Below are 21,307 nucleotides of genomic sequence, written 5' to 3'. Positions count from 1 at the left end.
CATGTCTTTATGTTAGTAATCTACTAATTCATAAATTGCTTAGCCCAAAATCTTATCTGTTTTCAATCTTTCATAAAGACTCTTCAAGATATTCTTATTCTTTTTGGGCATTCTTTTCGGGATCAGCTGGCTACTCGACTTCTGGAATTCTATTAATCCTTGGATCTGTGAATATGTCTTCTTCATCTGTGCTTTTTGTAGAAAACTCTGAAACAACCGCTCCTTCATCACCCGCCTTAAACCAGTGGAGTGTATTAGGGTAAATTGTATATTGTTCTCCTGGGGTCAAGGTAATTTCATTGAATACAGTGTAATATTCTCTATCATCGGAAGGTGGCTGCGTGGCTCTTTCTTTCGTTTCTTCACCTTCAACATAAAGGTATACTTTTCCGTACCTGCATCGGAAGGTTTCTTCTTTTCCATCATCAAAAGCTCTCTTTGGATGTTTATGTTCTGGACAAGTTTGATTTGGTAAGAGGACAAGCTCCTTGGCGCACACAAGCTCTGTATTAACATAGGTAATTAATTGCAGACCCGTTTCTTCGACCTTATTTAACCCGAAATCGGCAACTTCAATATTATCCTTTTCTTCAATTGTAAGAATAATGTTTGCCTTTTCAAACATTTCAATTGCCTTATCTCTGAATCTGTTATATTCATCTCTTTTCATGACTGATCCTCCTAATTAGATTGTAATTGAGTAGATCCATTAGAAAAAATTCTCATTGCTCTCTTTACATCTTCCTTAATAGCATCTTTTGCTACCATCGTCAGATCATGATAAAATATGTTTTCATTTTTATTAATAAAGTCTTTTACAGCATGTGCTCCAGCTCTTGCTGCATAACTATAATAATTAATTTTTCTTACCCCACAATTGATAGCCTTTATATAATCAGTCTCGCTTAATCCAGAACCACCATGCATAACGACTGGTCTTCCGATTTGTTCATAAATAGCCTTTAGTCTTTCAAAGTCTAAGTTTGGTTTTTTTACATATATCCCGTGTACTGTTCCAAATGATGCAGCCAATGCGTCTATTTGAGTTCTTTCTACAAAATCCTTGGCAATCATCGGATCTGTATAGTAATCAGTGATATCACTATTTAGATCCTGTTGTCCTTCAACTGTTTCCTCACCACCGATACCAGATGAAGTGATCACCCCTAATTCAGCCTCTACGGACACATTATGGTAGTGGGCGTACTCGACTACTTCTTTTACTGTTTTGACATTTTCTTCATAACTCATATGAGAGGCATCAATCATCACAGAACTAAAACCCATTTCGATGGCTTTTTTTACGACAGAAAGACTTGAGCCATGATCAAGGTGAACTGTTACTGGTACGCTTGCCTTTCTTGCAAGATCTACTAAAAGTGGCCCAAGGATTTCTAATGGGAGAATTTCGAAGTGTACTTCTGCATGCGACAAGATTATAGGTACCTTTAGCTCCTCGGCTGCTTCAATTGCGGCCCTTGCAGCTTCCAATGTCGGGGAGTTAAAAGCACCTATTGCAAAGTTCTGTGTTTCTGCTTTAGATAAAATTTCTTTTAATGTAACTAGCATTATCTACACTCCTTAGTTAGATTAGTATTTCTTCTCTAGTTGGATATTGTATGAGCATTTCTTGTAGTTCCTCATAGCTTTTTACACCTGAAGTGCTTCCTTCTTCAAATAACGAGGATGCAGCAGCAGCAGTCCCTAACTTCATCGAACTTGGAAGGTCTAATCCTTTTATAGCCCCATAAAGTACACCTGAAACATAAGCATCTCCAGCACCTACCGTACCTTTAATTAATTTACTATCTAATAATAATGATGGAATACTATAAACGTTTTCATCATCCATACCAAAGCTTCCTTCTGGACAATGGATAACAACCCAGTCTTTAACTCCTAATTCTTTTAACCTCTTTAATACTGTTCTTATATTCTCTTTGATTAAACTACCATTAGCTTCCCTTAAGTTTACCCCTACACTTTTGCCAGCCTCGATTTCATTAATAATGCAATAATTTGTATATTTTAAACTAGGTGGAACTATTTTTTGATAACGATCAGAATTTTCACTTACGATATCAATGGAGGTCTTAATGCCATATTCCTGGGCAGTTTTTAAGACCTTTGCCATCTTCGTACCATATTTTGCATCTTCTTTATCTAAGGATTCTAATAATAAAATATAAGCAATGTGTAAGATTTCCGCATCTAGCCCGTTAAAATCGATCACATTTTCATTGAAAAGATGTGAGTTTCCCCGATAATATAAAAAGGTCCTGCTATCGTTGTCCATAATAACATCTGTAAAGGGAGTTTCGCCTATCGTCTTTAATTGTGTTAATTTAATATTTTTATATTCGCCAAGCTTTTTTCTAAGAAACTCCCCTTTATCGTCGTTTCCAACTAAAGAAATAGCTTCAATTGGTAAACTAGGATCAATTTTTGCTAACGTTACAGAACAATTGGAAACGGCCCCCCCCATCGCTCTTCCTATACTATTGATTGATGTTAATTCTGATTTGTTTGGATATTTTTCTACTCTTTTAATTTCATCTACTGCAATGGTTCCTGCTATTGCTATTCCCGTTCTCAACATGTGCCACCTACCTTGTCAATTCACTAAGGGTACTATGCAGTTCTCCGTTTAATAACATCAGCATAAACGGCTACTAAGATAACAACACCTTTTACAATGTATTGCCAAAACGAGCTTACTCCCATTAAGTTCAAACCATTACTCAATACACCTATAATAAGTGCGCCTATAACGGTGCCACCAATTCTACCGTAGCCCCCGCTCATACTTGTACCACCTAGTACAAACCGCTGCAATGGCGTCTAGCTCTGCAGCGTTCCCAGCAGTAGGCTGACCTGAAAACATCCGCGAAGCAAGGACGATACCTGCAATAGCTGCCATTAACCCACTGAAAGTATACGCAAAGAATTTAATTTTTTTTATGTTAATTCCAGAGAATTTAGCTGCTTCAGCGTTACCACCAACAGCATACATGTATCTTCCTAGTTTTGTTTTATTCATGATTAAATAACAGATAATTAATAAAATGACTAAATATACGACCGGCATCGGTATAACACCACCGAGATACCCTGAACCGATAAAGTTAAATTCATCAGACATAACTCGGACTGGCTTTCCATCGGTTATGACATAGGCAGCTCCGCGAGCAATATTCATGGTTGCAAGGGTGACAATAAATGGTGGGATAATTGTAGTTGCTACTACGTAGCCATTCAGTGCTCCGAATAACATCCCCACTAACAACCCCATAGAAACCGCTACCCAAACAGGAGCACCAAAAGTGGCAATAAAAAGTGTTGTAATAACCCCAGTAACGGCCATTATGGACCCGACAGAAAGGTCAATCCCTCCAAGTATGATGATCATCGTCATTGCTAAAGCTAAGTATAGATTGGTAGATGTTTGTCTTAAAACATTTAATAGATTATTAGACGTTAAAAAGGTTGGATTTATAATGGATATAACGATACATAGGACTAGTAAACCGATAATAATCCCCAAATTATCACGTATAAAACTCTTTGTTCCATACGCCAAATCAATTGCGAGATTTCCAAAGAAGTTATTAGCCCTTTTTGGTTCATTTAAATTAACTTGCGCCAAGTTTATCCCCTCCGGTAGCGTAATGCATAATCGTTTCTTGGTTAAATTCTTCTTTATTTAAAATTGCTTGTATTCTTCCATTGGACATAACAGCAATTCTATCACTCATATTTATTACCTCAGGTAATTCTGAGGAAATCATGATAATAGAGACACCCTCTTTTACTAATCGATTCATAATAGAGTAAATTTCTGCTTTTGCCCCTACATCTACCCCGCGTGTTGGTTCATCGAGGATCAATACTTTAGGGTTGGTCGCCAGCCATCTTGAAATCAATACTTTTTGTTGATTTCCACCACTTAAATTTTTTACAATTTGATCGGGAGATGGAGTTTTAATAGAAAGATCGTTTATAAATTCATTCGTCACTTTTCGCTCATATTTATGATTGACCCTAAAGAATTTCATGAAATCTTGAAGGATTTTTATGGTTAAATTGTACTCTACTGATCTTATTAAAAATAATCCCTCTTCTTTTCTGTTCTCTGTCACATATGCAATTCTGTTTTTAATTGCATCGTTCGGATTTTTAATATTGGCTTTAACATCATTTACATAAATATCACCTTTTTCAAATAAATCTAAGCCAAATATGCACTTCATTAACTCAGATCTACCCGCACCAACCAATCCTGCAAAACCAAGGATCTCTCCTTTTTTTAGTTCAAAACTTATATTATCTAGTACACCTTTTTTAGTTAAGTTCTTTACTTCCATTACGGTCTTTCCGTTTTCAACATAATCTCTTACATAATAATTTGTTAGGGATCTACCTACCATCATTGAGATTAGTTTGTCATATGTTGTTTCCTTGGTCGTAACTGTTCCTATATAAGTACCATCTCGCATAACGGTTATCCTATCAGTAATTTCAAATAATTCATTCATTCTGTGGGAGATATACACAATGCCTACCCCTTGTTTCTTCAGCTTCCTAATAGTGTTAAATAGAAAATCCACTTCTTTTTCAGTTAATGAAGAAGTTGGCTCATCCATAATAATGATCTTTGAATTAAAGGAAACCGCCTTTATGATTTCAATCATCTGTTGTTGAGCAACAGTAAGTTTTTTAATAGGGGTCCTAGCATCTAACTGTAAACCAAAGTCTTCTAGAAATTTTTGAGCCTTTTTATACATGGATTTTTCATCAATTAATCCTGCCTTTGTAACATCTTCCCTACCTAGAAAGATATTTTCAGCTATTGATAAATAGGGAACTAGGACAATTTCCTGGTGGATGACACTAACACCTAAATTTTGAGCTATTTTAACATCGTTGATTTCAATTTTATTGTTATTAATAAATATTTCACCTTCATCGATGCTATAAATACCACCAAGAATTTTCATTAATGTGGATTTGCCTGCACCATTCTCACCTAGAAGGGCATGAACTTCACCACTTTCCAATTCAAAATTGACATCTTTCAATGCATGGACTCCAGGGAATCTCTTATTTACTTTTTTCATTTCTAGTAGTTTGCTATCCATTTTATACACCCCACTAAATAAAAGAGGTGACATAACATTCAAAGGCCTCATGTGTGAAAGATATAATAAAAACTGCTTATAAATATCTTTATGTACACTTAAAAGAGGTCATTTTTTTCCGTTAAGTCACCTGCATAATTAAACAATGCTATTTATTGCTTACTGCCATCCGTCTGTACCATATTGATTTACGTTATCTTGGTTGATTAAGAAGGTTTCTACAGGAGTTCTAAATGTGAAATCTTCTCCTTTAAGAATCTTATAAGCTACCTCTACTGATTGCTTTCCAATTGAAATAGGCGATTGTGCACCAGAACCAACAAACGCTCCACCTGTAGCAATTTCAGCTTTAGCATCTGGAGATCCGTCTACTCCATAAACTATGATGTCAGAAATATTTGCTGCCTTAAGTGCTGCTAATGCACCTAATGCTGTCGGATCATTTCCACCCATGATAGCAATAATACCTGAGTGTGCTTGAAGGATATCTTCTGTTAAATTTAATGCCGTTTCTAAATCACCTTTAGCATCTTGTTGCGCAACTATTTCAAAGCCTTTACCTTCAATAGCTTCTAAAAAGCCATCAATTCGGTCATTAATCGAATTCATCGTTGGGCTGTCTAAAATGACAATTTTCCCACCATTCGGGTATCTTTTAACTAAGTCCTCACCAGCAACTCTTCCTGCATTTTTGTTATCGGAACCAACGTAAGCGGTAACATAATCAAAATCTTTAACTTCTGTATCGTAGTTAATAATTGGGATTCCCGCTTCTTCTAACATAACTAGGGCTGGTCTAATACCTTCCCAATCCACCGGGTTTAAGAAAATTGCATCAATTCCTTGGGTGATAAGATCTTCAATTTGATTAATTTGCAATTCTACATCCATAGCCGGATTCATTGTAATTAAAGTATCTCCATTTGCCTCAACACTTTCGCGCACTGCTTCTTCTAACACTTGAAAAAATGGGTTGTTCTGGGTCATAGATGTGTAACCAAATTTGTAACCACCTTCACCTTCACCACTTGCCCCTTCATTGTTGTTACATGCAGCTAAACCAAAGGTTAACAATGTAACTAGTAGAAAAACGATTGCTTTCTTCATTAGTAATGCCCCTTTCAGTCTATTATTTTTTTATATTAAAATCACTTTTGTGATTTAATATCCACCTTATTTCTTTATGTACCATTTATAAATTGATACTAGTAATCTTAGGGATAATATCTGAACTGAATTCTATTAACTACATATGACAATCTCGATACCCTGTTCCTCTATAATTTTCCGATACTCTTTTGGGAGTTCTTTATCAGTAATAATTCGATTTACACTTCCATCCAAATTAGCTATTTTGTGTAGGAATTGATTACCTAGTTTACTATGATCAATGAGAAAATTAACTTCTTTAGAATTTCTCATCACTAGCTTTTTTATTTGGACTTCGAAACCATTCGCATTACTAAATCCTTGTTCGAGGGTAAAACCAGATGCAGATAGGAATACCCTATTGAACGATAAATTCTCGAGACACGCTTCTGCTAATGGCCCTACTAGGGAAGAAGTTGCATCCCTTAAAATCCCTCCAATAACGATCTTTTCTTTATTAACTCCTTGTATTTGCGTTGCTACATTTATAGCATTTGTAACTACTATTAATTCCATCTCACGAGGTAAGTTTTTAACTAAATATGGAGTAGTCGTTCCAGCATCAACAAATATCGCATCTCCATTTTTTACAAACTCCGCTGCCTTCTTACCTATCAAACTTTTTGCGCTTGAATTTAACCCTTCACGCTCATTCAATTCAGGATAATAATCTGTTATAGGGATTGCCCCTCCGTAAGTTCTTTTTAATAGACCAAGTTTCTCCATCTTTTCAAAATCACGTCTAATTGTCATTTCAACTACACCAAACTTTACAGTTAGGTCACTAATTCTTACCTCACCTTTATTTACTAACTCTCTATAAATCCGATCCTGTCTCTCATTTATGTGATGTAGCGATTCCATTTATATTCTCTCCCTAGGTAAAGGTTATGGTTAACAGATAACTACTTGGAAATCCAGATTATTAAATGAAGCAAAAAGTTAAAGTACTAACATTTAGATGTTCGTTACAAACAATACTAACTCGTTCATACTATAATGTAAACACTTACTTTTCCACTTTTTTCCTCATTTTATTCCTTTTTATTACATAATTCGCCTTTTTTTCATTTTCCTACTAATTAACAAAATGTTACTAATAAACATTTGTTAATTTGATCACATACAAAATTAGTGCTATTGTCGATACTTTTGTAGGAGATGGAGAAGCATGGGGACGGTTCTCATGCTTCCATCCAAGAATTAGAAGTAAAAAAGATTTAAAGAAGTTTAATGGCTTTCTCATCCTGAAATCCGGTGTGTAAGTGATACGCTCAACCATTTCAACTACATGACGATTATGGCTGACCTTTTAATATTGATGTTTAATAGCAGAAATAAACGCAAATCCATTGTCGTAAAAAAAGTAGCCAGAACCTTTCCTAAAGGTTTTCTATTGGCTACATTTTATATGGGCTGTTATTTCTCTTTTCTGACGGTGAGAGGTGTGATAATTGCAAGAATTGCTTTTTTGTTTATTATAAATAAATAACATACATAGTTAAATTGCCATGCTCACTGCTTCAAAAGTCACCCTGATGGCCACCTTCCTTCGGAAGGTCCCAACCTCCCATCCGCTTTATGTGTTACCGCTAAATTACTCAAAAATATCGTTCTCTCAACTATCATTCTATTTTAATTTCTGGTTGTTATAGTGACCGATTCATTACCCGGTGGTAAAAGTGTGTCAAGCTCCACCTCTACTTAAATATTAATATAAAGAATGTTTTTTCTAGCAGAGTGACGGTTCTGTTGCTTTCTTTGGAAGCAACAGAACCGTCACTCTGCTTTGCCCCGTCTCCAAGCTCGGTGAAGAGACAAAGAAACAATTCAAATATAAAGAATAACAAAAGCAACCAGGTATAGGGTCTAGAGTCCTATGCCTGGTTGCTTTTGCATTCATTAGGATACCTCCTGTGGTTATTTATCTATTAGGAAGCATTAGAACCGTCCCCACGCTTCCTCGTTATTACCCAATAGGAAGCACCAGAACCGTCCCCATGCTTCCCCGCGCTTCTTAAGTTGGGCGCATAGGCAAGTCACCAAAACTAACTTCAAGCAATAAATTACTTGTATAGGCAAAAGGGGGTGAGAAAAATGGGTAGACGTATAAATCATACTGAACGTGATGTCGAGCATTTAGCAAGGCTCATGTTAGCGGAGGCGATCGGTGAGGGAGCCGAAGGGATGGATTATGTAGGAACGGTTGTGGCTAATCGGGTCGAGGCAGACTGTGAACCGGACTTCAGAAATCTTCGCACTATCAATCATGTCATCTATCAAACCATACCAGGAACTGGAATTCCTCACTTTGAGCCTGTTTTAAATGGAACATTGTATACACAGCGTCCGAATGAAGAAGACCTCCAAAGGGCTAGGAATTTATTAAATGGTCATAGGAGTCCTCGAGCCAGACAGAGTCTGTGGTTTTTAATCCGAGTCCAGGGCAAGCATTCCGCGATCCTTGTACCCCGACGATGCCAAGATCACCCATGACACAGTTCGAATTTGCGCACAAAAATCATTGCTTCTATGTCGGTGTACCGGGCTACTGCCCTGAATTTTATAGATAAAATAATAAGGAGATGAGCTTTTCATGACTTGCGGAAACTCTAGTTATTATCCAATGAACTATTCCCCTAGTTTTTATTCAGATACCATGATGCACAACGGTGCCACACAACAACCTTGGAACTTCCCGGCGGGTATGCCTTCTGGTCCCGCTTATTCAGTGCCAGTGATGCCAATTGGGACTGGGCAGCAGTTACCGACAGGCAGGGTGGAAGAATCGTTTATCGAAAATATCCTGCGCTTCAACAAAGGTAAGATTGGTACATTCTATTTTACTTATCAAGGTAACAATGAATGGAATGCAAGGGTATACCGCGGCCGCATTGAAACGGCTGGCCGTGACCATATCATCATTAGCGACCCGGCTAGCGGTAAACGCTACCTATTGATGATGGCAAATCTCGACTGGGTAGAATTTGGAGAACGAATTAACTATCCTCATACCGAAATTAGTCCGGCTATCCAGGCGACCTTGGATACATCGGACTGATGTTGAAGAACGCTTAAAGCCCGCTGTCAATTAAGCGGGTTTTTAGTTCTGACCGAGGAAGCGCGGGGACGGTTCTGGCGCTTCCTAATATAGAAAACTAGAAATCAATGAAGCAGCAGAACCGTCCCCACGCTTCCTAAATGGAGGTTTAAGTTAATATGATAAATTTTTATTCTTTTCAAGGGACCGTTACCATGATAAGTGATTTTTTACGGGACAAAATAGCGAAGGAGAAGGTTGTTATAAAATAATGACCGTCGAAAATGAATTGGGAACAATAGTAAATTTCGTTATTTCACCTACAACTTTCTTTGTAAATCATCTAGTGGTATCTGTAGGAGATAAAATAACTGGATACTATGATGGAAATGCACCGGTTCCTTTGATATACCCTCCACAATATCAAGCACTTGTAATGGTAAAACTTTTACCTAATCTAAATGTAAAAGTAGATTATTTTGATAGTCAGTTGACGAGTAAAGACGGACAATTACAGTTAAATATATCTCCATATACCCAAATAGTCTTACCAAATGGGCAACCCTTTTCAAGTATCCTTACAAATCGAAATTTAATCGTTATCTATGGCGCTGCTACAAAAAGTATCCCTGCCAAAACTATCCCCTATAAAATAATAGTTTGGTGTTAGAGACGAGACATTTCATTGAAAATTCTTGTTACTAATAATGATTAATATAACATCACTTGTAATAAATCCCTTCTTCAACTCTTCTTCTTCAAGAGTTGAAGAAAAGTAAACAGGAACAACCATTCTTTTGACTGTTCCTGTTGTTCCACTAAAGCATTCGAATGAAAAAAATCAATCAAAATATACTATTTCTTGTGGATTATGCAAATGCTTAAAAGCCAATTTAATTTGTGATTCTGTATTTCTTGCTATCGATAAGGATGGTAAGTTATCTTCAGCAAAGAACTCAACTGCACTCGTTTCAATTCCTTTCGGGGCTGCCCACCAATGATTTCGCATTGGATAAACATCTTGTAAACAGGATATGGCGAAGGAGGGTGTGGATGACATTTTTTATCAAGTACACCAATCAATTTGACTGCCTTTACGTCAAACCCTGATTCTTCCTTCACTTCTTTTATTGCAACTTCACTTGGAGATAAGCCTACGTCACCCCAACCACCAGGTAAAGACCAATCACCGTCAGTATTTTCTCTTACCATTAAAATTTTATTATCCTTAAAAACAACTGCCCTAATATCAATCTTCGGAGTTGCATAGCCAGTTTCATTGGCAAATAACTCTTTTATTTTTGTTTTATCCATATCCGTTTGTTGTGACAATATTTCAATACTTATTTTTCTTATCAATTCAAATCTTTCAAGGTCATAAATATCTTTCGAATATGTTAATCCTGCCTGTGCAATAGATTGTAGTTGTTTTGCCCAATCAAGCCATTTAGCTTCCACCTTTAATCACCTACCAATTCAATATATCCAAATATTACCATAATGCATTTAAGAACTTAAAAAGAATCTTATTATGTTAAGTTATACTGCAGAATGTCACACTTTTTTCTTGGAGTAAGGCACCCGAATATGTACGGTCTAAATTTCAAAATGTTTCATGTATTTAAAAACTTATATTAGTTTTTTATCATTATAGATTCTCAAAACTATGGTTATATATCTTTTACAACAGAAGGACTGAGATGGTAAACAGTCTGTCATTCTTTGGACTGTAATTAGCAGGGTTACGGTTCTTTTGCTTGCTTTGAATCCCTTGTCCCCCTTTTTCACTTTTCGGTGTATTTATATAGTGAAGGAGGTGATAAGCATGGAAAACATCTTACAAACACGTTTAACTTTACATTTCTATGGCGGTGTTGATGGTGAGGGTAAAGAAATCTTCAAAACGAAAACCTTCCCGAATGTTGACAACACAGCCACAAGCGAACAACTGAAGCGCGCGGCTCAAGCACTCGCTTCACTACAAACAGTACACCCTAGAAACGATCACACGAAACAATCAGTACAATATCTTCAACTAATCTAACAAAATAGCAAAACGATCGGAGGTGATGTAAGATGGCGAAAAAAATTGAACTAATTTTCAAAAATGAAGCCGGAAAGAATGTGGTCCTATCGTTGGACAACCCTTTTGAACCAGTTAACCCAGCATTAGTGGCGCAGGTTATGGAACAAGTCATTGCTGAGAACGCATTTATTTCATCGGGAGGCGCACTAGTGAGCAAGCATGCAGCTAGAATTGTCGAGCGCAACGTGTCTGATATCCAAATCTAGTTATATTAGAAGCCCCGACCATTTTTCTAGTCGGGGTCTTCTTCATTAAAAACCTAATATGAAAGGAGGCAATGAAGATGGAAATGTGGCTTCCCCTTATCAGTGAATACGGGTTCCCAGTGGTGGTTACGTTGTATTTACTCTACCGGATTGAAGCAAAGCTCGATCTTCTAAACGAATCCGTAAACAAATTAGCAATGATCTTACAAAGCAACATGCTTTGTGAAGAAACAAGGAAACAGTTTAAAATTAAGGCATAACAAAAAAACAGGTATAGGATTAAGAGTCCTATACCTTGTTTCTTGTATTCATTAGGATAGCTCATCCCTTAGGAAGCACGAGAACCCGTCGCCGTGGTTCAACGCGCTTCATTGAAAATCGAAAGCTAGTTGCTGCAATAGAAGCGCTAGCAGTTGGCTAACACTAGAATAGTAAAGGCCATTTTGTGGTGTATAAATTAATCAAACGATTAATTAATTCTGCCCAAACTATTTTCCGCTTATATGTCGTGTGGAAATTAATCAAACGTTTGATTAATAACTGAATTCCCTACTTCTTTTGAAACGTTCAATAAAATTAATCAAGCATAAAAAAACTAGATCGCTACTCTCTTTCACTATGAGGCTGTTATAATTCACTCTTACTAGATTCAGTGTTCAACCGGTTGGGAAGCACGAGAACCGTCCCCGTGCTTTAATTTTATTGACTTCTATTAAAAACCCCTTTATAGTTTTATATACGTTTTACTTTAACACTTAAAAGCGTTTAAGCGTTTTAGTACCTCAGTGAAATTGTAATAGTTTTAACTATCTTTAGCTGTATGAACGAACTTAAAGTTGTTTAAGAAATTTTTTACGATGGTTAGGAAGGAAGAAGAGAAATGATTAAATTAAGAGGATGGGAAGCTCTCCTTATTGTTGGGGTTATTTTAAGTGTGATCGGGGTTTCGTTAATTCACTACGGCGCACATCCGCATGTTCCGATTTTCATAGTCATTATTTTTATTATTGGGTATGGACTAATAAAACGTCTACCATGGTCTACTTTGGAAGATGGCATTATTAAAGGAATAAAATCAGGTATCGTGCCAATTATGATATTCATGCTAATTGGGGTACTTATTGCTGTCTGGATTGATTCGGGAACGATTCCTACGTTGATAGCGTATAGTTTTCAACTTGTTTCAACTGATTATTTCTTACCAAGTGCCTTCATCGCAACGGCTATCGTTGGAATATCCATAGGAAGTGCATTTACAACAGTCTCTACCATCGGAGTTGCGTTTATGGCCGTAGGAAGTATTCTAGGTATTCCTTTAGCTATGGTAGCAGGAGCTGTTATTTCTGGTGCTTTAGTTGGCGATAAGTTGTCTCCATTATCCGATACAACAAATCTCGCATCATCTATCGCCAAATCTGATTTATTTGAACATATTCGTCATATGTTGTGGGTTGGAATTCCTGCTTTTGCAATCTCACTTATCTTATTTATTATCATTGGACGTACAAACACAACTGTTCATCCTGAAAGAATGGAGGAAATGCTTACTTCCTTACAAGAAGCGGCTATCGTTCATCCCTTTGCATTACTACCTGCTGTATGTATCATCGTTATGGCAATCATGAAAAATCAGCAATACCAACAATGATTCTTGGTATTGTAGTAGGTTTAGCAACATCTATCATTCTACGAGGAGATATAATGATAGCAGACTGGATGAATCTCATTCAAAATGGGTATATATCAGGAGCAGAAAATGAAGAAATAGCTAAAATTCTTGACCGCGGTGGTATCCAAAGCATGATGTGGGCTGTATCTCTTCTTCTATTAACACTAAGTATGGGAGGCTTGTTGTCTGTTCTTGGAGTGATTGAGAGGTTAATTGAATCGATACAAGGAACAGTAAAACAACAGGAAGACTTGTTCTTTCTACCGTTTGTTCAGGAATTGGTATTAATGTAAGCCTTGGCGAACAATATATGTCTATTATTTTAACAGGAGAAGCATTTGAGAAACGCTATAGAGAAATGGGATATTCGGGTAAACAACTTTCAAAAGTGTTAGAGTCAGGTGGAACCGTTATTAATCCGTTAATTCCCTATGGGGTAAGTGGCGTCTTTATGTCAAGTGTTCTAGGAGTACCAGTTCTTTCCTACTTTCCCTTTGTATTTTTCTGTTTACTTTGTCCATTGATTACAATTGTTTATGGTTTTACTGGAGTAAGCTTCTCTAAGAATAATATCGCGAGTATTAAAAGAAACGTTGCTTAATCCAGTGATAGTGGCTTATTCTTGGTTAATTTCATTTAATACCCGGGTACCCAAACCTCTATTTTCTCTAGTAGAGGTTGTGGCTACGGTTCGACCCAACTGTTTTTGTAACCGTAGGAGCAAAGTTTTTTGCGACGAGTAACCGCAGGGAGCATAAGGTTTTGTTTGCGACGAGTAACCGCAGGAGCAGAGGGCGTCTGGAGCTAGACAGAGTTAATATTTGCTAATACTAAAAAAGCAACCAGGTACGGGATTTAGAAACCCAATACCTGGTTGCTTTTGTTTTAGCATATTTGTGGTGACCATCCATTAGGAAGCACCAGAACCGTCCCCACGCTTCCATACGCTACTTCCCATACTTATCCAGATACTCTTTCAGTGTAAGGTTGTTTTTATCGATAAATAATGCGTGTTCTTCCCCTACATAGCGGTAGTGCCACGGCTCGTACATGTAGCCAGTAAGATGGGTCTTTCCTTTTGGATAGCTCATAATAAACCCGTATTTTGATGCGTTTTTAATTAACCATTTTCCTTCTTTGTTTCGGCAAACTTTTCGGTTAAATTGAAGTTTACACTTTTACTAGTGATATCCATCGCTAGTCCTGTTTGATGTTCACTATGTCCAGGTCTGGCACTAAATTTGTCAGTTTCATTTTGTCCGTACCTTTTTACATAGCTTTGATAAATAGATTGTTGTGTTGCGTATGACCGGTATCCTGATTGTGCATATAAAACGATCCCAGCTTTGTTTGCATCACGAAACATTTTCTCTAACGCACGTCCAGCTTCCCTTGTCATTTTTCTTCTTTCCGCTACACTTGTGGAAAATCTTACATTTGGAGTGATTAAGTCTTTTGGAACAAAATCTTTTGGTAACCCGTTCTGTTTATCTACTAATCTAAGTGTTTCAAGACTTCGATTAACAACTGGATATGGAATTTTTTGTTTTAATATATCAGAAAATATACTGTATACCTTTTTTCCATTCACTGTTCGAAATGCTCTAACTTTGTAGTGATATGTTTTTCCAGTAGTTAGGTTCTTATTCGTAAAGTTCAATGTGCTGCCTTTAGTAAGGGTACCTATTTTCTAAATGTTCCATTCTTTGTGTTAGCACGATAAACTTCATACCCATCTGCTCCCGTTACTTTTTTCCATGATAATGTTGCAGTAGATGTAGTAATATTGTTAGTCTTCATATTCGTAGGGGTCGTGGGTAATGCTTTACCGCTTTTATGTTTCGTGTAAGAACTATATACTTTTTTTTCATCAATTATTCGATAAGCTCTAACTCGGTAAAAATACTTTTTTCCTGTGGTAACTCCACTATTTGTAAAACTAGTCGTTGTACCCTTTGTTACTGTTCCAACTCTACTATACTTTCCGTCACTAGTAGTGCTTCGATAGATATCATATCCATCTGCACCAGGGACCCGTGCCCAAGTAATTTTAATCTTATTATAATTAGTAGAAACTGTTTGAATTGAAGAATTGATCACTTTGGTACTCTTAGTTGAACTTATATTTCCAGCACCATCTACAGTATAAACACCAATTTTAGTTCCTGCTTTTTGGGCAGGGATTATAATACTGTATTTGCCGTTTTTAGCAGTTGTTTCACCAATTGTCTCTTTGCCTACCACCGCATAAACCTTTGTATTAGATACTGCATTTCCAGTAACACGAGTATGGTTATTGTATAGTGGATTTACAGTAGGCGTTTTGTCTACAAAACTAGCTTTTAATCTATACTTTGCACTAGTGATTTCATCCCAATTATGAGGGCTTATCCTTATATGATATGTTCCTTTTGCTAGCGCTGTTTCAATTACTATTGTTTCTCCAGCAAAATCCGTGTCTGAGCCACCTAAGTTATTCCCTTTACTATCAAACAGATACATTGAAAAGCCACCTGTTGTATTATCTAATAAAATGGTAGCATTACCGAATTGATTCGTTGTAAATTGATAGGTATGTGTATCGCTACTTAATTCTACCTTTTGAGAGACACCAGATGTAAGAATTGCTCCTTCGGCAAGCGTTACATTACTTTTGAGCAGTGTTAAAAAAAGAATAAATATAATGGCACTTACAATCTTTTTCAATAAATTCACTCCTATAATTTTGCATACTATTATTCTATTATAGGACTTTTCCATAAATGTTCCCATCTGTTCTAAGAGTTTATTATTTTAAAAAAGTTAAAAGTTTGTTAAATCGCCATATTTTACTACCTTTATAAGTTCCCATTACTACCACCTCCCTTTTGGAAATGGTCAACCGCCCATCAGCTTTATATGTTGCTACTTAATCACACCAAACGTTTGTACTTTTAGCTACCAATCTTTTTAAATAAACCTTTACCGACAAAATTTCAGTTTGGTGACAGCCACAATTCAGTCCGTTATGCCACTCTTGTATAACCTTTCGAGCTAAGCCATGCCTCTAGGTACTTCATTTCAAACATTACGATTTTGCAGTGGCTCATGCTTATGTAATCGGTGAGGCACAAAATCAAGTATTAGTAAGTCTAAAATAATACTCTCATTTTGAAAATAGCTCTGCTAATTCATCTCATAGGAAGCAGCAGAACCGTCCCCACGCCTATTACCGCTTGAAAAATTAATCAAGCGTTTAATAAAAAGTAGATCACTATTTCTTTACAATTCTTTCGTCACACTCTGACAAACTTCGGGTTGGTTAGAGCCTGAGATTAAAGGTACCGATGATTTTATTTTTTATGTAGGCTAAGTTCTTACATTAAATGTATAAAAAGAGGCTCCAGGTAGTCAATTTCAATGACTATCTGGAGCCTCTTTACATTTAGTTAGATTTCTTGCATAGTACCACCATTTGAAAGTTTCTTCTCGGTACTCGTAATCAACATATATACCGATTGTCTCCGAAACTTTGATTCTTGCCTCTCCGGGACCCAGTTCTTCTACTTTAATTATATTAAAATTAAGGATTTCTTGTTCTAATCCCCTTACGTAGTAACTAGTTACTAAAGCCTCTTGGCTTTTATATAGTTCACTATTTAACAGTAGAAAAGGAGCAACATTAGAAAAAGAGTTATAATTAATAGCATGCTTGAAGAACTGCTTTTTTTAAGGCCTTTTTTTCAGAGTGTCCTTGATATAGGGACCACTTTACCTAAGTAAAATGATTGTAGCTCCTTTTCTATTACTCTGTGAAACACATATTCGATGATCACCCGAATTTGCTATTTCTTCTTTTCGTTAGAACGTAACGATACGGCTCCATTCTTATAATTCGTACCATCACCGATCGCTCGAACGGTTACCGTGTACACTCCAGGTCTCGTCATTTTTGAGGCAAAATTGTATTGCACAACTGTTGACTTTACTTGTTGAGTCGCAACTAATGTTGAACCTCTGTATAATTTCAATTCGTATTGTTTTGCATTGGCTACACTCTTCCACTTGATTACATCACCGCTCCAGGTCGGTTTTTGTACTTTTCCTAGTGTAACTACTTTTCGTTTTCATTAGAACGTAACGATACGGCTCCATTCTTATAATTCGTACCATCACCGATCGCTCGAACGGTTACCGTGTACACTCCAGGTCTCGTCATTTTTGAGGCGAAATTGTATTGTATAACTGTTGACTTTACTTGTTGAGTCGCAACTAATGTTGAACCTCTGTATAATTTCAATTCGTATTGTTTTGTATTGGCTACACTCTTCCACTTAATTACATCACCGCTCCAGGTCGGTTTTTGTACTTTGCCTAGTGTAACTACTTTTCGTTTTTCATTAGAACGTAACGATACGGCTCCATTCTTATAATTCGTACCATCACCTATCGCTCGAACGGTTACCGTATATGCTCCCGGACTCGTCATCCGTGAGGCAAAATTATATTGCTCAACACCCGCCCCGACTAATTGAGTGTTTACCAATGTTGTTCCTCTGTATAACTTTAACTCATATTGACTTGCGTTCGCGACAGCATTCCAGCCTATGACGTCTCCGCTCCACGTCGGTTTTGAAACCCTGGCTAACGTCACCCATTTTCGATTTATTTCTGATAACAATGATACTTCACCATCTAAATAATCTACTTGATCTCCTATTGCTTGGACAGTTACCGTATATGCTCCAGGACTCGTCATCCGTGATTCGAAATTATATTGCTCAACATCCACCCCGACTAATTGAGTGTTTACCAATGTTGTTCCTCTGTATAACTTTAACTCGTATTGACTTGCGTTCGCGACAGCATTCCAGCCTATGACGTCTCCGTTCCACGTCGGTTTTGAAACCTTCGCTAACGTCACCGATTTTCGATTTATTTCTGATGACAATGATACTTGACCATCTAAATAATCTACTTGATTTCCTATTGCTTGGACAGTTACCGTATATGCTCCAGGACTCGTCATCCGTGATTCGAAATTATATTGCTCAACATCCACCCCGACTAATTGAGTGTTTACCAATGTTGTTCCTCTGTATAATTTTAACTCGTATTGACTTGCGTTCGCGACAACTTTCCAGCCTATGACGTCTCCGTTCCAGGTCGGTTTTGAAACCCTCGCTAACGTCACCCATTTTCTATTTATTTCTGATGACAATGATACTTCACCATCTAAATAATCTACTTGATCTCCTATTGCTCGAACAGATACCGTATATGCTCCAGGACTCGTCATCCGTGAGGCAAAATTATATTGCTCGACACCCGCCCCGACTAATTGAGTGTTTACCAATGTTGTTCCTTTGTATAACTTTAACTCGTATTGACTTGCGTTCGCGACAACTTTCCAGCCTATGACGTCTCCGTTCCACGTCGGTTTTGAAACCCTCGCTAACGTCAACCATTTTCTATTTATTTCTGATGACGATGATACTTCACCATCTAAATAATCTACTTGATCTCCTATTGCTCGGACAGTTACCGTATATGCTCCAGGACTCGTCATCCGTGAGGCAAAATTATATTGCTCAACACCCGCCCCGACTAATTGAGTGTTTACCAATGTTGTTCCTCTGTATAACTTTAACTCGTATTGACTTGCGTTCGCGACAGCATTCCAGCCTATGACGTCTCCGTTCCACGTCGGTTTTGAAACCCTCGCTAACGTCAACCATTTTCTATTTATTTCTGATGACGATGATACTTCACCATCTAAATAATCTACTTGATCTCCTATTGCTCGGACAGTTACCGTATATGCTCCAGGACTCGTCATCCGTGAGGCAAAATTATATTGCTCAACACCCGCCCCGACTAATTGAGTGTTTACCAATGTTGTTCCTCTGTATAACTTTAACTCGTATTGACTTGCGTTCGCGACAGCATTCCACCTAATCACGTCAGCAAACCAAGTTGGTGTATGCACTTGATCTAGGATAGGCAACGAAACATTTCCACTTATCATAATATTATCAATATAAATTCCTGGATTAGTAACTGAGACGTCCGTGTCTAATAGAAAACGCACTTTAAAGTTTGATACTGCGTAAGAAGATGGGATTTCTAGCTCTCGCTGTTCCCAGTCTGTGCTTATATGTCCGTGGTCTGTATATATATAATCCCACGTTTGACCACCGTTGTTACTAATTTGAACACTCATAAAGTCAAAGTGTTGTTCGGTGACTGCATATTGCATCCAACTTAAACTTATCGCTGAATTTCCAGTATTATGTAAATCAATGTTGGGGGAATTTATGAAACTATTTTCATAATTACTATAATCACCGTGTAAGTTAGTTGCCCAGACCTTCGTACCAGAATAAGCAGATTGTGGTCCATTACTCGGAATTCCCCATTGCCATGTTGAATTTGTTCCACCAGCCGTATAACTACCATTGTTGTTTTCAAAGTCTTCAAAATAGAGAACACCTTTATGATTGTGATCAGATGGTAGTGATACCTCGCCATCTCGGTAATTGACGTTATCGCTAATCGAACGGACTGTTACCGAATAAACACCTGGATTACTTAATTTTGAACTGAAATCATATTGTCGAGTACTTGGTCCTACACGTATTGTATCAACCTCAATGCTATTTTTAAGTAATTTCAATTCGTATTGTGCTGCATTAGCAACCCCATTCCAGTTAATTACATCGCCGTTCCAGGTAGGCTTATGAACTTGACTTAAACTAGGGGTACTCCCTGTAATCATAATATTATCAATATAAATTCCGGAAAAATTAATCGCAATATCCGATTGTAAATGAAACCTTATTCTAAAGTTAGAAACGGCGTAAGATGCGTCTAATATATCCCATTGTTCTTCCCAACTTGTACTTATGTGCCCATGATTTCTGTAAATACGGTTCCACGTTTGGCCACCATCTTTACTAATATCAACATTCAAGTAATCAAAATCAAGTTCAGTAACCGCATATTGCATCCACGTTAACATAATCGGAGAGCTAACATTACTTAGGTTTATGTTCGGTGATACGATCGCACTATTTTCGAGATCACTATAATTGCCACCTAAATTAGTTCCCCAAGCTTTTGTACCTGAAAACGCATGGCCCGGACCTGTCGTTGGTACACCCCATTGCCATGTTGAATTAACACCTACAACTGAGTAATTGCCATTATTGTTTTCAAAATCCTCAAAATAGGCGACACCTTTATTTTCCCCATCAGATGGAAGGGATACAGGTCCATCTTTAAAAGACAAATTATCTGCGAGTGCTTGGACTGTTACTGTATAGATACCAGAACTATTCATCATCGAACTTAAATCGAACTGTCGAACACTTTGTCCTACTCGAAAACTATCAACTTCAATGCTATTTTTAAATAATTTCAACTCGTACTGAATCGCATTCACGACGCCGCTCCAGTGAACAACATTATTACTCCAAGTAGGTTTGGCGACTTGGTCTAGAGCTGGTAAGCTTGTCTCTAACCATGAAAAATCTAGCCTCGGTTTCGTAATGTTGTTAGCTGTATCTCTTATATTCACTCCATTATCACTGATGTATGAAAGTAATTGTTCTACTGTCGCATTTGGGTATTTTTGCTTGATAATTGCAAATCCACCTGCAACCTGTGGCGTAGCCATTGATGTTCCATTCAAAATTGATACCCACCTCCAGGAACAGATGAATACACAGGGGCTCCAGGAGCTAATAATGTTAAAAAGTACGAACTGTTAGAGAAACTAGCTACTGTATCACTATTCGTGGTAGCCCCGACACTGATTGCCTCAGGAACACATGCGGGACTGCTGATCGAAATCTTTAAATCCGTCATTCCCCGCTGCAATGACTGTCGGAATTCCTACTGATTTAAGGTTATTTATGATCGCAACCGCGCATCACCACTACAAGGGGAGAAGTTTCTCCCACCACCAAGACTCATATTTGCCGCTGCAATATTATATTGGTTCCTTAATAAAAATACACGCTCTAATGCTTTTATCTG

General features: G+C 37.3%; 19 protein-coding genes and 4 pseudogenes. 8 read left to right on the top strand and 15 right to left on the bottom strand.

The window, feature by feature from the left end:
- Positions 1 to 130: 130 nt before the first annotated feature.
- The 8 genes from H1D32_RS07440 to H1D32_RS07410 all read right to left on the bottom strand — a co-directional run bounded on the left by H1D32_RS07440 (position 131) and on the right by H1D32_RS07410 (position 7,151).
- Positions 131 to 670 carry a D-lyxose/D-mannose family sugar isomerase gene (locus tag H1D32_RS07440; RefSeq protein WP_261177641.1) on the bottom strand — a complete coding sequence of 180 codons (540 nt, stop codon included), beginning with the start codon at positions 668 to 670 and terminating at the stop codon, positions 131 to 133.
- 11 nt (positions 671 to 681) lie between these two features.
- Entirely contained in the window at positions 682 to 1,569 is an 888-nt protein-coding gene (locus tag H1D32_RS07435; RefSeq protein ID WP_261177640.1) for a class II fructose-bisphosphate aldolase, read from the bottom strand.
- Positions 1,570 to 1,585: 16 nt separating this feature from the next.
- Positions 1,586 to 2,599 (bottom strand): carbohydrate kinase family protein, encoded by a 1,014-nt coding sequence (locus H1D32_RS07430; protein ID WP_261177639.1) that lies wholly within the window; start codon positions 2,597 to 2,599, stop codon positions 1,586 to 1,588.
- Positions 2,600 to 2,631: 32 nt separating this feature from the next.
- Positions 2,632 to 2,805, bottom strand: coding sequence for a hypothetical protein (locus H1D32_RS25640; protein WP_314733373.1), 174 nt, complete (start codon positions 2,803 to 2,805; stop codon positions 2,632 to 2,634).
- Positions 2,786 to 3,646: an ABC transporter permease subunit gene (locus H1D32_RS07425; RefSeq protein WP_314733372.1), complete on the bottom strand. Its 861-nt coding sequence runs from the start codon at positions 3,644 to 3,646 to the stop codon at positions 2,786 to 2,788. Before H1D32_RS07425 ends, H1D32_RS25640 begins: the two co-directional genes overlap by 20 nt.
- On the bottom strand, positions 3,633 to 5,138 hold the full coding sequence (locus H1D32_RS07420; RefSeq protein WP_261177836.1) for a sugar ABC transporter ATP-binding protein: 1,506 nt from the start codon (positions 5,136 to 5,138) through the stop codon (positions 3,633 to 3,635). Before H1D32_RS07420 ends, H1D32_RS07425 begins: the two co-directional genes overlap by 14 nt.
- 159 nt (positions 5,139 to 5,297) lie before the next feature.
- The gene (locus tag H1D32_RS07415; RefSeq protein WP_261177638.1) at positions 5,298 to 6,245 is read right to left on the bottom strand and encodes a sugar ABC transporter substrate-binding protein; all 948 of its coding nucleotides are present in this window, start codon (positions 6,243 to 6,245) and stop codon (positions 5,298 to 5,300) included.
- Between the two features lie 135 nt (positions 6,246 to 6,380).
- On the bottom strand, positions 6,381 to 7,151 hold the full coding sequence (locus H1D32_RS07410; RefSeq protein WP_261177637.1) for a DeoR/GlpR family DNA-binding transcription regulator: 771 nt from the start codon (positions 7,149 to 7,151) through the stop codon (positions 6,381 to 6,383).
- A 1,233-nt stretch (positions 7,152 to 8,384) separates the two neighbouring features.
- On the opposite strand from H1D32_RS07410, the gene H1D32_RS07405 reads away from it, so the two are divergent.
- The 3 genes and pseudogenes from H1D32_RS07405 (at position 8,385) to H1D32_RS07395 (ending at position 9,997) form a co-directional block, all read left to right on the top strand.
- Positions 8,385 to 8,783: a cell wall hydrolase gene (locus H1D32_RS07405; RefSeq protein WP_261177636.1), complete on the top strand. Its 399-nt coding sequence runs from the start codon at positions 8,385 to 8,387 to the stop codon at positions 8,781 to 8,783.
- 100 nt (positions 8,784 to 8,883) lie between these two features.
- A complete protein-coding gene (gene gerQ, locus H1D32_RS07400) occupies positions 8,884 to 9,348 on the top strand; it encodes a spore coat protein GerQ (RefSeq protein ID WP_261177635.1) in 465 nt (154 codons plus the stop codon).
- Between the two features lie 158 nt (positions 9,349 to 9,506).
- Positions 9,507 to 9,997: pseudogene (locus H1D32_RS07395) on the top strand (hypothetical protein).
- Between the two features lie 171 nt (positions 9,998 to 10,168).
- Here H1D32_RS07395 and H1D32_RS07390 read toward each other — a convergent pair.
- Positions 10,169 to 10,785: pseudogene (locus H1D32_RS07390) on the bottom strand (NUDIX hydrolase).
- A 367-nt stretch (positions 10,786 to 11,152) separates the two neighbouring features.
- Between H1D32_RS07390 and H1D32_RS07385 the strand changes: the two are divergent.
- From H1D32_RS07385 to H1D32_RS25325, 5 genes and pseudogenes are all read left to right on the top strand, one after another.
- Positions 11,153 to 11,371 (top strand): DUF1659 domain-containing protein, encoded by a 219-nt coding sequence (locus H1D32_RS07385; RefSeq protein WP_261177634.1) that lies wholly within the window; start codon positions 11,153 to 11,155, stop codon positions 11,369 to 11,371.
- 32 nt (positions 11,372 to 11,403) lie between these two features.
- The gene (locus H1D32_RS07380; RefSeq protein ID WP_261177633.1) at positions 11,404 to 11,619 is read left to right on the top strand and encodes a DUF2922 domain-containing protein; all 216 of its coding nucleotides are present in this window, start codon (positions 11,404 to 11,406) and stop codon (positions 11,617 to 11,619) included.
- Between the two features lie 77 nt (positions 11,620 to 11,696).
- Complete coding sequence (locus H1D32_RS07375) at positions 11,697 to 11,879, top strand: YvrJ family protein (protein ID WP_261177632.1); 183 nt, start codon at positions 11,697 to 11,699, stop codon at positions 11,877 to 11,879.
- A 620-nt stretch (positions 11,880 to 12,499) separates the two neighbouring features.
- Entirely contained in the window at positions 12,500 to 13,267 is a 768-nt protein-coding gene (locus H1D32_RS07370) for a Na+/H+ antiporter NhaC family protein (protein ID WP_261177631.1), read from the top strand.
- Positions 13,219 to 13,889: pseudogene (locus H1D32_RS25325) on the top strand (Na+/H+ antiporter NhaC family protein). Before H1D32_RS07370 ends, H1D32_RS25325 begins: the two are co-directional and overlap by 49 nt.
- A 346-nt stretch (positions 13,890 to 14,235) precedes the next feature.
- Here H1D32_RS25325 and H1D32_RS25320 read toward each other — a convergent pair.
- The 6 genes and pseudogenes from H1D32_RS25320 to H1D32_RS07335 form a co-directional block, all read right to left on the bottom strand.
- A pseudogene (locus H1D32_RS25320) lies at positions 14,236 to 14,654 on the bottom strand (M15 family metallopeptidase).
- A 317-nt stretch (positions 14,655 to 14,971) separates the two neighbouring features.
- Positions 14,972 to 15,994, bottom strand: a complete 1,023-nt coding sequence (locus H1D32_RS07350; protein WP_261177628.1) for an Ig-like domain-containing protein — start codon at positions 15,992 to 15,994, stop codon at positions 14,972 to 14,974.
- Between the two features lie 690 nt (positions 15,995 to 16,684).
- Entirely contained in the window at positions 16,685 to 16,972 is a 288-nt protein-coding gene (locus H1D32_RS25315) for a TcaA NTF2-like domain-containing protein (protein ID WP_396126162.1), read from the bottom strand.
- A 140-nt stretch (positions 16,973 to 17,112) separates the two neighbouring features.
- A complete protein-coding gene (locus H1D32_RS07345) occupies positions 17,113 to 17,298 on the bottom strand; it encodes a hypothetical protein (RefSeq protein WP_261177627.1) in 186 nt (61 codons plus the stop codon).
- Positions 17,299 to 17,381: 83 nt separating this feature from the next.
- Positions 17,382 to 20,960: a S8 family serine peptidase gene (locus tag H1D32_RS07340; protein WP_261177626.1), complete on the bottom strand. Its 3,579-nt coding sequence runs from the start codon at positions 20,958 to 20,960 to the stop codon at positions 17,382 to 17,384.
- Complete coding sequence (locus tag H1D32_RS07335) at positions 20,957 to 21,136, bottom strand: S8 family serine peptidase (RefSeq protein WP_261177625.1); 180 nt, start codon at positions 21,134 to 21,136, stop codon at positions 20,957 to 20,959. Before H1D32_RS07335 ends, H1D32_RS07340 begins: the two co-directional genes overlap by 4 nt.
- Positions 21,137 to 21,307: the final 171 nt, after the last annotated feature.

The organism is Anaerobacillus sp. CMMVII (genome assembly GCF_025377685.1).
Lineage (GTDB): Bacteria > Bacillota > Bacilli > Bacillales > Anaerobacillaceae > Anaerobacillus.
The sequence above is the reverse complement of the archived record's forward strand: the minus strand, read 5'-3'. Positions and strand labels throughout refer to the sequence as shown.